At 68.4% G+C, this 14,067-nt stretch carries 12 protein-coding genes; 8 read left to right on the top strand and 4 right to left on the bottom strand.

Annotated features, from left to right (window positions below; genetic code table 11):
* Nucleotides 1-186: 186 nt before the first annotated feature.
* Nucleotides 187-1,389, bottom strand: coding sequence for an ROK family transcriptional regulator (locus AB0M65_RS34915; protein ID WP_364037653.1), 1,203 nt, complete (start codon nt 1,387-1,389; stop codon nt 187-189).
* A 116-nt stretch (nt 1,390-1,505) separates the two neighbouring features.
* Entirely contained in the window at nt 1,506-2,825 is a 1,320-nt protein-coding gene (locus tag AB0M65_RS34910; RefSeq protein WP_364037650.1) for a DHA2 family efflux MFS transporter permease subunit, read from the bottom strand.
* A gap of 140 nt (nt 2,826-2,965) precedes the next feature.
* Here AB0M65_RS34910 and AB0M65_RS34905 point away from each other — a divergent pair, with 140 nt between their 5' ends.
* The 3 genes from AB0M65_RS34905 to AB0M65_RS34895 all read left to right on the top strand — a co-directional run bounded on the left by AB0M65_RS34905 (nt 2,966) and on the right by AB0M65_RS34895 (nt 6,440).
* The gene (locus AB0M65_RS34905) at nt 2,966-3,544 is read left to right on the top strand and encodes a TetR/AcrR family transcriptional regulator C-terminal domain-containing protein (RefSeq protein ID WP_364037647.1); all 579 of its coding nucleotides are present in this window, start codon (nt 2,966-2,968) and stop codon (nt 3,542-3,544) included.
* 16 nt (nt 3,545-3,560) lie between these two features.
* Entirely contained in the window at nt 3,561-4,337 is a 777-nt protein-coding gene (locus tag AB0M65_RS34900) for an isocitrate lyase/phosphoenolpyruvate mutase family protein (protein ID WP_364037644.1), read from the top strand.
* A gap of 240 nt (nt 4,338-4,577) precedes the next feature.
* On the top strand, nt 4,578-6,440 hold the full coding sequence (locus AB0M65_RS34895) for a translation factor GTPase family protein (protein WP_364037642.1): 1,863 nt from the start codon (nt 4,578-4,580) through the stop codon (nt 6,438-6,440).
* Here AB0M65_RS34895 and AB0M65_RS34890 read toward each other — a convergent pair.
* Nucleotides 6,391-7,053 carry a response regulator gene (locus AB0M65_RS34890; protein WP_364037639.1) on the bottom strand — a complete coding sequence of 221 codons (663 nt, stop codon included), beginning with the start codon at nt 7,051-7,053 and terminating at the stop codon, nt 6,391-6,393. The genes AB0M65_RS34895 and AB0M65_RS34890 overlap by 50 nt on opposite strands.
* Nucleotides 7,050-8,582, bottom strand: a complete 1,533-nt coding sequence (locus tag AB0M65_RS34885) for a sensor histidine kinase (RefSeq protein ID WP_364037636.1) — start codon at nt 8,580-8,582, stop codon at nt 7,050-7,052. The genes AB0M65_RS34890 and AB0M65_RS34885 overlap by 4 nt, the downstream gene beginning before the upstream one ends.
* 133 nt (nt 8,583-8,715) lie before the next feature.
* Between AB0M65_RS34885 and AB0M65_RS34880 the strand changes: the two genes are divergently transcribed.
* The 5 genes from AB0M65_RS34880 (at nt 8,716) to AB0M65_RS34860 (ending at nt 13,977) form a co-directional block, all read left to right on the top strand.
* Complete coding sequence (locus tag AB0M65_RS34880) at nt 8,716-9,684, top strand: tripartite tricarboxylate transporter substrate-binding protein (protein WP_364037659.1); 969 nt, start codon at nt 8,716-8,718, stop codon at nt 9,682-9,684.
* Entirely contained in the window at nt 9,681-10,178 is a 498-nt protein-coding gene (locus AB0M65_RS34875) for a tripartite tricarboxylate transporter TctB family protein (protein WP_364037633.1), read from the top strand. The genes AB0M65_RS34880 and AB0M65_RS34875 overlap by 4 nt, the downstream gene beginning before the upstream one ends.
* Nucleotides 10,178-11,695, top strand: a complete 1,518-nt coding sequence (locus AB0M65_RS34870) for a tripartite tricarboxylate transporter permease (protein ID WP_364037630.1) — start codon at nt 10,178-10,180, stop codon at nt 11,693-11,695. The genes AB0M65_RS34875 and AB0M65_RS34870 overlap by 1 nt, the downstream gene beginning before the upstream one ends.
* A 126-nt stretch (nt 11,696-11,821) precedes the next feature.
* A complete protein-coding gene (locus AB0M65_RS34865) occupies nt 11,822-12,373 on the top strand; it encodes a hypothetical protein (protein ID WP_364037627.1) in 552 nt (183 codons plus the stop codon).
* A gap of 167 nt (nt 12,374-12,540) precedes the next feature.
* A complete protein-coding gene (locus tag AB0M65_RS34860; protein ID WP_364037656.1) occupies nt 12,541-13,977 on the top strand; it encodes a DUF1996 domain-containing protein in 1,437 nt (478 codons plus the stop codon).
* Nucleotides 13,978-14,067: the final 90 nt, after the last annotated feature.

Raw genomic sequence — 14,067 nt, 5'->3', positions numbered from 1 at the left:
TTCACACCTTCCCCAGTACAGGAAGGCCCCCTTCCTTGCGCCTAGCGCAAGGAAGGGGGCCTTCACGTACCTAGGCAAGGAGACCTTCACGGACCTGACCCACGATCAGCCCCGCAGCCAAATCCAGTAGGGACCCAAGACACTCTTGGCCCTAACGACCCGAATCACTCACGACACCCGGCCCACTCAGCTACTGAGCGTGAAGGCCCGGTCCGTAGCCGACCAGGCGGCGCCGATGACCCCGGCGGTGTCGCCGAGTTCGGACAGCACGATCGGCAGGTTCCCGGTCGCCAGCGGCAGCGACCGCCGGTAGACGGCGCTGCGGATCTCGGCGAGCAGCTGGTGCCCCAGCTGCGCCACGCCGCCGCCGATCACGACCATGCCCGGGTTCACGAAACTCACCAGTGAAGCGACCACCTGGCCGAGCCGCCGCCCGCCGTCGCGAATGAGGTTGACCGCGCCGAAGTCGCCGGAAGCGGCCGCGCGGCCGACGTCCTGCGCGGTGATCGCTCCGCGGTCCGCGACGACGTCGGCGAGGTACGCCGACCGGCCGCTGCGGGCCAGCGTCAGCCCGTCGCGGGCCAACGCGGCGCCGCCGAAGTACGCCTCGAGGCAGCCGGTCTCACCGCAGGCGCAGGTCGGGCCGTAGTCGTCGAGGCGGATGTGCCCGATGTCGCCCGCGGTGCCGGCGACGCCGCGGTAGACCTTGCCGCCGAACACGATCCCGCAGCCGATGCCGGTACCGATCTTGACGAACACCAGGTCGTCGATGGAGCGGGCGACCCCGGCGTGCCGTTCGCCGAGCGCCATCGAGTTCACATCGTTGTCGACGGTGACCGGGCAGCCCAGCAGTCCGCCGAGATGGTCACGCACGGAGAACCGGTCCCAGCCGGGCATTATCGGCGGCGCGACCGCCATGCCCTCGGCGAAGCTCACCGGCCCGGGAAGACCGATCCCGGCGGCGATCAACTTGCCCGGGACGTCTTCGCGGATCTTCTCCGCCAGTTCGGCGATGCGTTTGAGGACGGCGTGCGGTCCTTGCCGGACGTCGCAGTCCTCGACGGTGTGCACCAGCACTTCGCACGAGGCGTCGGTGATGGCGACCCCGACCGACGTCGCGCCGACGTCGACCGACAGCACGCGCAGGTCTCCCGCCAGCCTCACCAGCGTCGACCGCCTGCCGCCCCGGCTCGCCGACGGACCGGCGGTTTCGACGAGCCCGACCTCGGCGAGGCGCGCGACCTCGGCACCCACCCGGGCACGCGGCAGCTCCAGCCGCTCCCCCAGTTCGACGCGGGACATGGGGCCTTCGTCCCGCAGCAGGGTGAGCAACTGGGTCTGGTGCCGGGTTTCGACCATCGGATGCTCCGTGGTGGATGCCGTGCTCATTCAGCCGAGCCTACGGCGTTGTCCACTTCCTGTCCCGAATGCCACGGCGGACACTCGCTCACGACATTCGGAACCCTCGGGGACTCCCGGGCGGGAACAAACCCACGTGAGGACTTCTAGTCCACTGTGGACTTTTCGGTGCGCATCAGGATCCATGACGGGATCAGCACGATCGCGGTGATCCCGACGATCCACCAGTGGGTGTCCGCGATGGCCGCCGCGGCCCCGGGAGTGGCGGCGAGGCCCGTGGAGACGACCACGGTCAGGATCGACGTCCCGAAGGATCCGCCGATCCGTTGCAACATGGCGAAGAGGGGCATCGCGTGGGAAATCCGGTCCTTGGGCACCAGCATCAGGCCCGCGGCGAGCGCCGGTGTCGTGGTCAGCCCGATGCCGCAGCCCCGGACGACCTGGACGGCCGAGAGCCACCAGTAGTCGTCGGACCCGGTGAGCAGTGCGAGCGGCACCGTCCCGATGATCGTGACGATCAGCCCGGCGAAGATCACTCTGGCGCCGCCGATCCGGTCGGTCAGCCTGCCCGCGAGCGGAAGTGCCGCCACCGTGCCGAGCGCCAGTGGGGCGGTCAGGAACCCGGTGGCGACGAGGCTCTCGTGCCGGACGTCGAGGTAGTACAGCGGCAGGACGATCATCGCGCCGAACAGCGCGACCCCCATGCCGAAGATGACGGCGGCGGCCGAGGAGAACGCGCGGTCGCGGAACAGCCGCAGATCGAGCAACGGAGCACGTGACCGCGACGCGGTGGCGGCGAAGACGGCGAGCAGGACGACTCCGGCGATCGCCGGGATCGGGGCGCCTACCGCGACGCCGTACACCAGCGACGGCAGACCGGTCACGGTGAGCAGGAGACCGCGCCGGTCCAGTGGTTCGGCGCCCGCCGGGGTCTGCCTCGGCAGCCATTTCCGGCCCAGCAGCAGGCTGAGCACCGAGATCGGCACGTTCACCAGGAACAGCCACGGCACGCCGAGCCCTTCGGTGAGCACGCTGCCGCCCAGCGTGCCGAGCACCGGCGCGAGATAGATCGGGATGCTCAGCACGGCCATCATCCGGCCGAGCCGCTTCGGCCCCGCCGTCACCGCGAACAGGATCTGCCCGGCCGGGACCAGCAGTCCGCCCGCGGCGCCTTGCAGGACCCGGAAAACGATCAGCGCCTCGATCGACGTCGCCGTCGCGCAAAGCGCGGAGAACACCGTGAACAAGCCGACACACACCAACCAGAGCCTCGTCGCCCCGAAGCGACGGCTCGCCCAGCCGCTCACCGGCACCATCGCGGCGAGGGCGACCAGGTAACCGGTGGCGATCCACTGCGCGGTGCCGAGCGGGGCATGGAACTCCGCCGCGATCGTGCCGAGCGCGACGTTGACGACGGTCGACGTGAACATCGACAGGAACCCACCGAGGGTCAAGATCGAAGCCATCCCCCACAAAGCGGGGGCGATGCGCTCGTCATCGGTACGCCCGATCATCCCACCAGCCGTTCTTATCGATGTTAAGATCTTAACGATGATAAGATCTTCTCGGCTTGTCAAGTCCGATGAGGACCGGCGAAGGTGTGCGCATGGTCGTGAGACGGGATGGCTACGTTCGAGCCGCGCTCGAACTCCTCGACGAGGTCGGGCTGGACGGATTGAGCCTGCGCAAACTCGGCGAGAAACTCGGCGTGCGGGGTCCCGCGCTCTACACGCATTTCAAGAGCAAGCAGGCGTTGCTCGACCGGATGGCCGAAACCATGCTGGACGGCAACCTCGCCCCGCTGGACGATCCCGCGGCGATGTGTGACTGGGCCGAGTGGCTGACCCGGCGCGCCCGCACCATCCGCCGCACCCTCCTGTCCTACCGGGACGGCGCCCGCCTGCACGCCGGCTCCCGCCCGACCGAGCGGTCGGCGATGACGCCGCTGATCAAACCGTTACTGGAGGCCGGTTTCACCGAGCAGGACGCGACGCACGCGATCCTCGCCATCAGCCGGTACACCCTCGGCTGCGCCCTCGACGAACAACAGCACGTCGAGAGCGACTCGGCTGTCGACCACGGCGAGGATCCGGCCACCTCCTTCGAATACGGTCTCTCCCGTCTGATCGCCGGGCTCCGCGCCGACGTCGATGTCGCGAAACCGCCAGACCAGGATGTCGCATAACTGCTGGGATGGCGGCATGACGAACGACAACGCCCGGCTGTTCCGTTCCCTGCACCTCCCGTCGAGCCCGCTGGTGCTGGCCAACGCGTGGGACGTCGCGAGCGCCCGGATCATCGAGGACGCGGGCGCCGCGGCGATCGCCACCACCAGCGCCGGGGTGGCCTGGAGCCTCGGCACCCCCGACGGCGACCTGCTCGGCCGCGATCTCGCTGTGGACCTGATCGCCCGGATCGCCCGCGTGACAACGGTTCCGGTGACCGCGGACATCGAGGGCGGCTACGCGGACACGCCCGCCGGTGTCACCGAAACCGTCGCGGCGGTGGTGGCCGCGGGCGCGGCCGGGATCAACATCGAGGACGGTCCACGGCCGCCCGAAGAGGTAGTCCCGCGGCTGGCGGCGGCCCGCGCGGCGAGCGGCGAGGTCTTCATCAACGCCCGGATCGACACCTTCCTGAGGGGGCTCGGCGGGGTGCCGGAGACGCTGGAGCGCGCCACCGCGTATCTGGCGGCGGGCGCGGACGGGATCTTCGTCCCCGGCGTCATCGATCCGGCCGTGATCACCGCACTCGTCGAGGGCATCGACGCGCCGGTGAACGTGATGGCCCACCCTGGCGCGCCGAGCGTCAAGGAACTGGCCGCGCTCGGGGTCGCGCGGGTGAGCGTCGGTTCCGGCATCAGCCAGGCCGCGTACGCCGTCGCGCGGGAGAGCGCCCGCGAGTTGTTCTCGACCGGCACGTACTCGCGGCTGGAGGAAGCCGTCGGCTACGGCGAACTGAACGACCTGCTGGCCTGACCCCTCCCTCCCCTCCCCCGCAATTAGTCCTCTAGTTGCGAGTGTCGAGGGTCCAGCACGTCCGCAATTAGTCCTCTAGTTGCGAGGCAGGTGTCCTCTGTGGACAGAGGGGTGCCGGAGCGGGGGATCTGCGGTAGGGTCGCGAGTGGAAGATGGCCGGCCGAAAGGAGAATGGCGTGAGGTGCGCTGTCGTGTCCCCGAGTCGTATGGACCTTTCGACAGCACTGGAGCCATTCCTCCATGAAGCATGTGAACATCGGAATCCTCGCCCACATCGACGCCGGTAAGACCAGCCTCACCGAGCGGCTGCTCCACCGGGCGGGTGTCATCGACCGGATCGGCCGGGTCGACGACGGTGACACCCAGACCGATTCGATGGAGCTGGAACGCCGCCGCGGTATCACCATCCGCTCGGCCGTCGTGTCGTTCGCCCTGGACGACGTGCGGGTCAACTTGATCGACACGCCGGGCCATCCGGACTTCATCGCCGAGGTCGAACGCGCCCTGCGGGTCCTCGACGGTGTCGTCCTTGTCGTCTCGGCGGTGGAAGGCGTGCAGGCCCAGACCAGGGTGCTGATGCGTGCCGTCGCGCGGCTGCGCTTGCCCGTCCTGGTCTTCGTGAACAAGATCGACCGGGTCGGCGCCCGGCGCGAAAGCCTCGTCGCCGAACTGGCCGAACGGCTCGGCCTGAAGTGCGGCGCCGTCTCCGAAATGCCGTCCGCGGAACTCGCCGAAACGCTTTCCGAGAACAGTGACGCCTTTCTCTCCGCGTACCTCGAAGACACGCTGACGACCCGGGACCACCGGGCGGAACTCATCCGCCAGACCCGGCTCGGCCTCGTCTCACCGGTGTTCTTCGGCTCCGCCCGCACCGGGGACGGCGTCGCCGAGGTGACCGCCGGGATCCGCGACTTCCTCGGCGGGGCGGCGAAACCGGCGCCGGACGACGAACTGCGTGCGAGCGTGTTCAAGATCGAACGCGGTGACGCGGGCGAAAAGATCGCCTATGTCCGGGTTTTCTCCGGTGAACTGCGGGCACGCGACCTCGTCCGGTTCCACCGGCCCGGCCCCGGCGGGCTGCTCGCTTTCGACGGGAAGGTCACCGCGGTACGGATCTTCGAACGCGGGGTGGACACCGTCGAAGGCATCGCGGGAGCCGGGCGGATCGCCAAGATCAGCGGGCTCAAGGAGATCCGCGTCGGCGACCGGATCGGCGTCGCGGACGCCGGCGCGGAAGCAACACACTTTCCCCCGCCCGGCTTGGAAACCGTGGTGAGCGCGGGAGATCCTCGCGCGTTGTACGCCGGTCTGCGGGAACTGGCGGAACTGGACCCGCTGATCACCGTCGCGCAGGACGACGAGACGCGGCGGATCACCGTGCGGCTCTACGGCGAGGTGCAGAAGGAGGTCATCGGGGAGATCCTCGCCGGACAGCGTGGTCTCGCCGTCGAGTTCAGCGAGACGCGGACGGTCTGCGTCGAGCGTCCGACAGGCACCGGTGAAGCGGTGTGGGAGATCGGGGACGGCCGGAATCCGTATTTCGCCACGCTCGGTCTGCGCGCCGGACCGGGTACGCCGGGCTCGGGCCTGACCTTCGGGCTGGCCGTCGAACTCGGCTCGCTGCCACTGGCGTTCCACAAGGCGATCGAGGAAACGGTGGAGACCGCGCTCCTGCGTGGCCCGCGCGGCTGGGAGGTCGTCGACTGCTCGGTGACGGTGACCCGCACCGGGTACTCCAGCCCGGTCAGCACCGCGGGTGACTTCCGCAAGGTCGTCCCGCTCGTTCTCGGTGAAGCGTTGCGACAGGCCGGAACCGAGGTGCTGGAACCGGTCAGCCGGTTCGAGATCGAACTGCCTGCCGACGCCGTGAGCACGACACTCTCCCGGCTGGCCGAACTCGGCGGGCTGGTGACCGAATCCAGGATCCTCGGCACGCGGGCCGAACTGGGTGGCACCCTGCCGACCGGCGAGGTGCACCGGTTCGACCGGCAACTGCCAGGACTGACCCGCGGGGAGGGCCTGCTGTCCACGGAAGTCGTCGGCTACCGGCCCGTCAGCTCCACAGGTAACGCCGCTCGGGCCGTCCCGTCCCGCCGTATTTGAGGTTCACCCCGGCCTTCCCGGTCGCCACGAAATGCTCGAGGTACCGGCGCGCGCTCACCCGCGCGACGCCGGTCGCCTCGGCGCATTCACTCGCGGACATCCCGCCCGGCGCGCCACGCAGCGCGGTCTCCACCAGCCGCGCGGTTTCGGCGGTGAGTCCCTTGGGCAGCACGGGTTTCGCGTTCGGCCGCGCACCGAAAACCTGGTCGACGTCGGCCTGCCCGGCTTCGGCCAGCCGGTCCAGCCGCCGGTGCAGCGTGGCGAAATGGGTGAGCTGATCACGCAGGGACGCGTACTCGAACGGTTTGATCAGATAGTGCAGCACCCCGCCCCGCATCGCCTGCCGCACGGTCTCGACGTCGGTGGCGGCGGTGATCAGGATGACGTCGACGTCCTCGGTCGCCCGGAGCTCGCGCAGCACGGAAAGCCCGTCGAGGTCGGGGAGGTAGACGTCCAGCAGCACCAGATCCGGTTTCAATTCCCGCGCCAGCCGGAGCGCGTCGGCGCCGGTGTGCGCGACCCCGACGACGGCGAATCCCTCCGTGCGGGAGACGTATCCACTGTGGACTTTCGCGACCATGAAGTCGTCGTCGACGACGAGCACCCGGATCATCGCGGAAGCCTTGCCGTGAACACCGCGCCGTCTTCGTTGTGCACTTCGACGGAACCACCCCGCCGGACGCAGGCCTGCCGGATCAGTGCCAGCCCCAGCCCGCGCTGCCCGTGTGCCGCGGCCTTCGTGGTGAAGCCGTGCTCGAACACCTCTTCGGCGATCTCCGGGGCGACACCGGGCCCGGAATCGCGGACCTCCACACGCACTTCGTCATCCTCCTGCCATACGCCGACCTCGATCCAGCCGCGCTCACCCCCGAGCGCGTCGAGTGCGTTGTCGACGAGGTTTCCCAGTACTGTCACCAAATCCGTGGACAGCGCGTCCTCGACGCGGTCCAGTTCGCCGTCCGGCGCCATCCGCAGCCCGACGCCGCGTTCGGCGGCCAGCGACGCCTTCGCGATCAGCAGCGCCGCCACCGCCGGGTCACCGATCCGCGCGCCGACCTCCGCACGCCACTCTCCCTGCGCCGAACTGATCCGGCTGACGTACCCGCGTACCTCTTCGTATTCCTCGAGTTCGAGCAGCCCCGAAATCGTGTGCAGGCGGTTGCTGAATTCGTGCGCCTGCGCGCGCAGGGTGTCCGTGGCGTGTTTGCTGGCGTCGAGTTCGTCCCGCAGTGTCATGAGATCGGTGCGGTCCCGCAGGGTCACGACGGCACCACGCACGTCGATCGGCATCCGGTTCAGCGTCAGGACCTTCCCCTCCCGCAGCACGATCTGGTCGGCGCCGGTCGCGCGTCCGGTGAGCACGTCGCGGATCCGTTCGTTGAGGTCGAGGTCTTCGACCGACCGCCCGACGGCGTCCTCCGGCAGTGCCAGCAACGCGCGGGCGTGGTCGTTCACCAGCGTGATCCGGTGCTGCGGATCCAGCCCGACGACGCCCTCTTTGATGCCGTGCAAGAGCGCTTCCCGGTTCTCCACCAGCGCGGTGATCTCGTGCGGCTCCAGGCCGAGCGTCTGGTTCTTGACCCGGCGTGCCAGCAGCAGCGAACCGCTCACGCCGATCACGAGCGCGACACCCAGCACCCGCAGCGCGTTGTCCGGCGAGTCGAGCACACCGGCGAAGAAGCCGGGTGACTTCGAACCCGCCGCGACCATGCGGACCACCTTGCCGCCCTTCTCGTCGAGCACCGGGACGTGCGCCACGATCGAACCGTCGAGTTCGCCGACCCACGATCGTCCGGAAAGGACAGTGCTCTCCCCGATCCCGAGCAGGGACCGCAACTGGCCCGGATCCGGTGACGCGAGCACGTAGCGATCGGCGTCGGCGATGACGACGAAGTCCACGCCGGAAAGGCTCCGCGCGGTCTCCGCGGGCGCGGCGAGTTCGAAGGGGCCGTTTTCGAGGTCACCGACAATGCCCTGCGCGGCGACACTCTCCGCGACCGAAAGCGCCCGGCGTCCCTCGGTCGTGCGGAAGCTGGTCCCCGCCTGGACGACGGCCAGCACGCCGACCGCGCACAGTAGACAGATGACGACTACTAGTTGCCACGCGAGGAGCTGACGGGCCAGCGAACCACGACCACCCATACGCCACCTCCTCGTGACCAGAAAGAACAAAACAACCATTGGGCCCGCAAGCGGGACATCTTTGTTTACACGAGTGCACCATGTCCAACCACGCGGAAGAGAGGCGGGGATCACAGTGAAGCCCAGTAGCTGGTTGGCCATCGCGGCGGCGCTTGTCGCCGTCTTGCTGGTGCCACCGTTGCTCACTCCGGGCAGCGAGGCCGACGACGGCGCGCAGATCCGGTCGATTCGGGTGCTCGTACCCAACGCGCCCGGCGGCGGCTACGACATCACGGCCCGCACGGCGACCAAGGCGATGGAGGACGCGGACCTGCTCGGCAACGCGGAGGTGTTCAACCTTCCCGGCGCGGGCGGCACGGTCGGCCTCGGCCGGACGGTGGCCGAACGCGGTAACGGCAAACTCGTCATGTCCATGGGGCTCGGCGTCGTCGGCAGCGTGTTCACGAACAAGTCGCCGTCTTCGCTGCTCGACACCACGCCGGTGGCGAAGCTGATCGAAGAGTCGGACATCGTCGTGGTCGGCAAGGACTCGCCCTACCAGTCGATCGGTCAGTTGATCGAGGCGTGGAAGGCGGATCCGGGCGGGGTCCAGGTCGGCGGCGGTTCGTCGCCCGGCGGCCCGGACCACTTGGCGCCGATGCTGATGGCGAAGGCGGTCGGGCTCGCACCCAAAAAGGTCAACTACGTCCAGTTCGACGGCGGCGGGGAACTGCTGGCGTCGGTACTCGGCGGCAAGGTCGCGTTCGGTGTCTCGGGTGTCGGCGAGTACCGCGACCAGATCCAGGCCGGGACGCTTCGGGTGCTGGCGGTGACCAGCGAGAAGCGGATCCCTGGCATCGACGCGCCGACGCTTTCGGAGTCCGGGGTGGACGTGAAGTTCACCAACTGGCGCGGCATCGTCGCACCGCCAGGGATCAGCGACACGGACCGCGCGAAGCTGGTGAGCTTGTTCGAGCGGCTGCAGAAGACACCGCAGTGGCAGGAAGCGTTGCAGCGCAACGGATGGACCGGGGCGTTCGCCCCCGGGGAGCAGTTCGGTTCGTTTCTCAAAGAGGAGAACACTCGAGTGGCAACGGTGCTGAAAGAGCTGGGTCTGGCATGACGACCACGTGGCTGAAGGAGCGCTCCGAGCTTGGGGTGAGCGTCGTACTCCTGGTGCTCGGCGTGCTGGTGCTGACCGACGCGCTGAGCATTCCTGCCGACTTCGCCCAGCGCGGCCCGGTGGGACCGAAGGCGGTGCCGATCCTGGTCGGCTCGCTGCTGCTGATCGTCGCGGTGCTGCTGGCACGCGACGTGCTGCGCGGCGGCAAGGGTGAAGCCGAAGGCGGCGAGGACATCGACCTCACCGAGCCCGCCGACATGCGCACGGTTCTGTTGCTGTGCGGTGCTTTCCTGGCCAACGCGGCACTGATCGGGCTGGTCGGGTTCCCGATCTCGGGTGCGATCCTGTTCTGGGGCGCGGCGTACGCGCTCGGCAGCCGCGACCTGGTCCGTGACCCGCTGATCGCGGCGGGCCTGTCCGTCGTGACCTTCCTGATCTTCAACAACCTGCTCGGTGTCCCGCTCCCCGGTGGCCCGTTGATGGAGGTGTTCTGATGTTCCAGCAACTCATCGACGGCTTCGGCACCGCGCTGACCCCGGCCCATATCGCGATGGCGGCGATCGGTGTCCTGCTGGGCACCGCGATCGGCGTGCTGCCGGGTATCGGCCCGGCCATGGCGGTGGCCCTGCTGCTCCCGGTGACCTACGGCCTGGAGCCCACCGGCGCGTTCATCATGTTCGCCGGCATCTACTACGGCGGGATGTTCGGCGGCTCGACGACGTCGATCCTGCTGAACACCCCCGGCGAGAGCGCGGCGGTCGTCGCGGCCATCGACGGCAATCCCATGGCCCGCAAGGGACGCGGGGCGCAAGCGCTGGCGGCGGCCGCGATCGGCCACTTCGTCGGCGGCATCCTCGGCACGATCGCGCTGGTCGTGCTGGCACCGGTGATCGCGAAACACGCCGTCGACATCGGCGCGCCGGACCTGTTCGCGATCATGGTGCTGGCGTTCATCGCGGTCACCTCGGTGCTCGGCAGTTCCCGGATCCGCGGGGTGGCGTCGCTGCTGATCGGGCTCACCATCGGACTGGTCGGCCTGGACGAGATGACCGGCCAGCAGCGCCTGACCTTCGGCTCACTGCACTTGGCCGACGGCATCGACGTCGTGATCGTGGCGGTCGCGTTGTTCGCGGTCGGCGAGTCGCTGTGGGTCGCCGCGCATCTGCGGCGCAACGCGTTCAAACCGATCCCGGTCGGCAGGCCGTGGCTTTCGCGCGCCGACCTCAAGCGGACCTGGAAGCCGTGGCTGCGCGGACCGCTCATCGGTTTCCCGTTCGGCGCGGTGCCCGCCGGTGGCGCCGAGATCCCGACGTTCCTCTCGTATGTCACGGAAAAGCGGCTCTCGAAGCACAAGGACGAGTTCGGCAAGGGTGCCATCGAAGGTGTCGCGGGTCCGGAGGCGACCGCTTCGGCGTCCGCCGCCGGGACGCTGGTTTCGATGCTGACGCTGGGCCTCCCGACCACCGCGGTCGCGGCCGTGATGCTGGCGGCGTTCCAGCAGTACGGCATCCAGCCGGGACCGCTGCTGTTCGAGCGGGAGTCTTCGCTGGTGTGGGGCCTGATCGCCTCGCTGTTCGTCGGGCTGACGCTGCTACTGGTGCTGAACCTGCCGCTGGCGCCGCTGTGGGTGAAGCTGCTGCGGATCCCGCGTCCGTACCTCTACGCGGGCATCCTGTTCTTCGCCAGTGTCGGTGCCTACGCGGTGAACGCGGACATCTTCGACCTGCTGGTGATGTTCGTGATCGGCCTGCTCGGTTTCGCGATGCGCCGCTACGGCCTGCCGGTGCTGCCGGCGATCATCGGCGTCATCCTCGGCCCGGCCGCCGAACAGCAGATGCGGCGCGCACTGCAACTGAGCGACGGCGGTCTCGGCGGGCTGTTCAACACCCCGTTCTCGATCGTGGTCTACGTGATCATCCTGGTGATCCTGTTCTTCCCGTTGCTCAAGCGTTTCCTGCCCGCCCGTCCCGTCGCCCCCGAGGCGGAGCCCAAGGACAAGGTGGACGTCTGACCCGCGGGAACCGGCCCGGCCTCGACTGCCCCGAGGCCGGGCTTTTCGCGTGCTCACCTTCGAGAGGGAGCGAACCGGTCCGCGCGAGTGATCTTTCGGAACGCTCGCCGCACGAACATCGACCTCATGAAGATCCCGCACTCGCCCCCGGCCGTCAGTGACACCGAACGGCCGGTTCCCCGCTGGGCGATGCGTCTGGCCTACGCGCTTCCCTGGCTTTTGCTGCCGTCGTGTCTGTGGCGGCTGCCCTTCGCCTTGCACTGCGAAATGGGGCAGATCCACGATCGCGGAATGCCGCCGCTCTGGCTGAGCATCCCGTACGTCCTCACCCTGAGCGTGCTCTCCGAATTGACCGCGATCCTGGCCATCGGGCTGGTCCGCGGCTGGGGTGAGGTGGCACCCCGCTGGATCCCGTTCATCGGCGGCAAACCCGTCCGGCCGATGGCGGCCGTCGTTCCCGCCATCGTCGGTGGCCTGGTCCTGACCGCGCTGTTCACCTCGGTCCCGCTCGGCGGCCACCAGCTGACCGTGTTCGGCGTGGTCGAAAACGTCGACTACGTCAGCGACGGCTGGGAAGTGCTGGCAACCGTGTGCGTCGCTCCGCTCGCGCTCTGGGGGCCGATCATCGTCGTCCTCACACTCGCCTATCACCGCCGCCGGAAGGTAACGAAAGCATAACGGCAAGGTCGCGTTTTGAACCGGGGTCGGGCTGGAGCCGTTTCAGCCAACACGGAGTCAGTGACGCCGGCGATGCCGGTGACGCATCCCCCGGACTCCGTGCAACGACACCGAACGAGGTGAACAATTTCATGCCCCGTAAACCGAGAACCGCCGGCCGCCACCGCATGGCGCGCCGTACCAAGGTCGCCACCGGCGCCATCGCGCTGTCCCTCGCCGTCGGCGGGATCGTCGTGGTGAACACGACCGGAACCCCCGGCGCGGCCAGGGCCGACAGCGCGGACAAGGCGTTCTTCATCGACATCACGAAGGTCGCCCGCGGCACCAACGTCAACCTCGACCTCGCGAAACGAGGCGCACGAGGGACGTTCACGGTCGACTGTGGCCGCAACGAGAACGGCCACTTCAACGGCGACAACTTCATCGCGCAGCCCGGTGTCCGCAATGGAGCCGAGCACTTGCACGACTACGTCGGGAACCTCTCGACCAACGCGGACTCGAACAACAAGAGCCTTTCCCGCGCGGGCACCACCTGCAAGAACGGTGACAAGTCGGCTTACTTCTGGCCGGTCATCCGGGTCGACACCGAGGAAGAGGAAGAAAACGAGGCGGCGAACGAGGAAAAGCTCGCCGACGACCGCGAGAACGCGGCCAAGGACGAAGCTTCCCCGCAGGCCGACTGCCCCGACGTCGTCAGCGAACTCGAAGAGGTCCCCGACCAGTCCATGGCCGCGGTCAACGAAGCCCTCATCAAGATCGACCAGGACGTCGACAACGCGAACAACCAGCTGGCGCAAGGAAAACAGGCCACCCAGGTACTCGACGAGCTGAAGAACATGCGGAAGTCGTCGATCAAGAAGATCAGCGACCAGATGAAGCAGGCGGGCAAACCGGTCGCGAAGCCCGACGACCAGCTCACCGGCTGCGCGGTGAAGCAGAACGGTGAAGGCGGCCTCGACAACGGCGGCGAGAACAGCAACGTCAACAAGACCGGCGACGTCGAGCGGAAGAAGGCCGACGGCAAGGCCGCCGATCTGCCGCCCGCCAACGACAATAACGAGATCGGCGACAACAAGGGCGAGATCCAGCGCCCCGAGAAGGTGGACCTGACGTTCACCAGCGGCGGTGCCCGCAAGGTCGTCGCGATGCCGAAGTTCCTGCGGGTGCTCTACGGCGACGCCAAGCAGACCACCAACGGCCCCGCCAACGCCCGGGCCAGCTGGACCTGCGGTGGATTCGAGGACAGGCTCACCGAGCTGTACCCGATCTGCCCGCGGGGCAGCAAGGTCACCCGCGTCCACTCGTTCCCGAACTGCTGGGACGGGAAGAACACCGACAGCGCCAACCACCGCACGCATATCGTGTTCTCCGACCGCGACGGGAAATGCCCGCGCGGCTTCAAGAACGTGCCGCAGCTGCGGATCACCCTGGTGTACAACATCCCGCCGGACATCCAGGCCGACGGGCACTACGCGGTCGACGCGTTCGCGCAGGAGAAGCACAACCCGCGCTCCGACCACGACGACTTCGCGAACGTCATGTCGCAGTGCCTGATGAACCAGCTCGTGAAGTGCGTCAACAGCGGGAAGCGCTGCCGTCAGTAGGCCGGAGCGCGCAGGTGGTCGGCCCGGAGGCAGCCGTCCGCGTCTATGAAGGATTTGGGACGGTGAGTGTCCCAAATCCTTCATAGACAA

It is taken from the genome of Amycolatopsis sp. NPDC051071 (assembly GCF_040682875.1).
In the GTDB taxonomy this organism is placed as follows: domain Bacteria; phylum Actinomycetota; class Actinomycetes; order Mycobacteriales; family Pseudonocardiaceae; genus Amycolatopsis.
Note: the sequence above shows the minus strand (reverse complement) of the source record. Positions and strands in the feature narration are given on the sequence as shown.

Coding starts and splice junctions, on each gene's coding strand:
- AB0M65_RS34895 (WP_364037642.1), top strand. CDS start 4,578: ATGAAGCATGTGAACATCGGAATCCTCGCCCACATCGACGCCGGTAAG.
- AB0M65_RS34910 (WP_364037650.1), bottom strand. CDS start 2,825: ATGGCTTCGATCTTGACCCTCGGTGGGTTCCTGTCGATGTTCACGTCG.
- AB0M65_RS34915 (WP_364037653.1), bottom strand. CDS start 1,389: ATGAGCACGGCATCCACCACGGAGCATCCGATGGTCGAAACCCGGCAC.
- AB0M65_RS34865 (WP_364037627.1), top strand. CDS start 11,822: ATGAAGATCCCGCACTCGCCCCCGGCCGTCAGTGACACCGAACGGCCG.
- AB0M65_RS34890 (WP_364037639.1), bottom strand. CDS start 7,053: ATGATCCGGGTGCTCGTCGTCGACGACGACTTCATGGTCGCGAAAGTC.
- AB0M65_RS34905 (WP_364037647.1), top strand. CDS start 2,966: ATGGTCGTGAGACGGGATGGCTACGTTCGAGCCGCGCTCGAACTCCTC.
- AB0M65_RS34885 (WP_364037636.1), bottom strand. CDS start 8,582: ATGGGTGGTCGTGGTTCGCTGGCCCGTCAGCTCCTCGCGTGGCAACTA.
- AB0M65_RS34900 (WP_364037644.1), top strand. CDS start 3,561: ATGACGAACGACAACGCCCGGCTGTTCCGTTCCCTGCACCTCCCGTCG.
- AB0M65_RS34870 (WP_364037630.1), top strand. CDS start 10,178: ATGTTCCAGCAACTCATCGACGGCTTCGGCACCGCGCTGACCCCGGCC.
- AB0M65_RS34875 (WP_364037633.1), top strand. CDS start 9,681: ATGACGACCACGTGGCTGAAGGAGCGCTCCGAGCTTGGGGTGAGCGTC.
- AB0M65_RS34860 (WP_364037656.1), top strand. CDS start 12,541: ATGGCGCGCCGTACCAAGGTCGCCACCGGCGCCATCGCGCTGTCCCTC.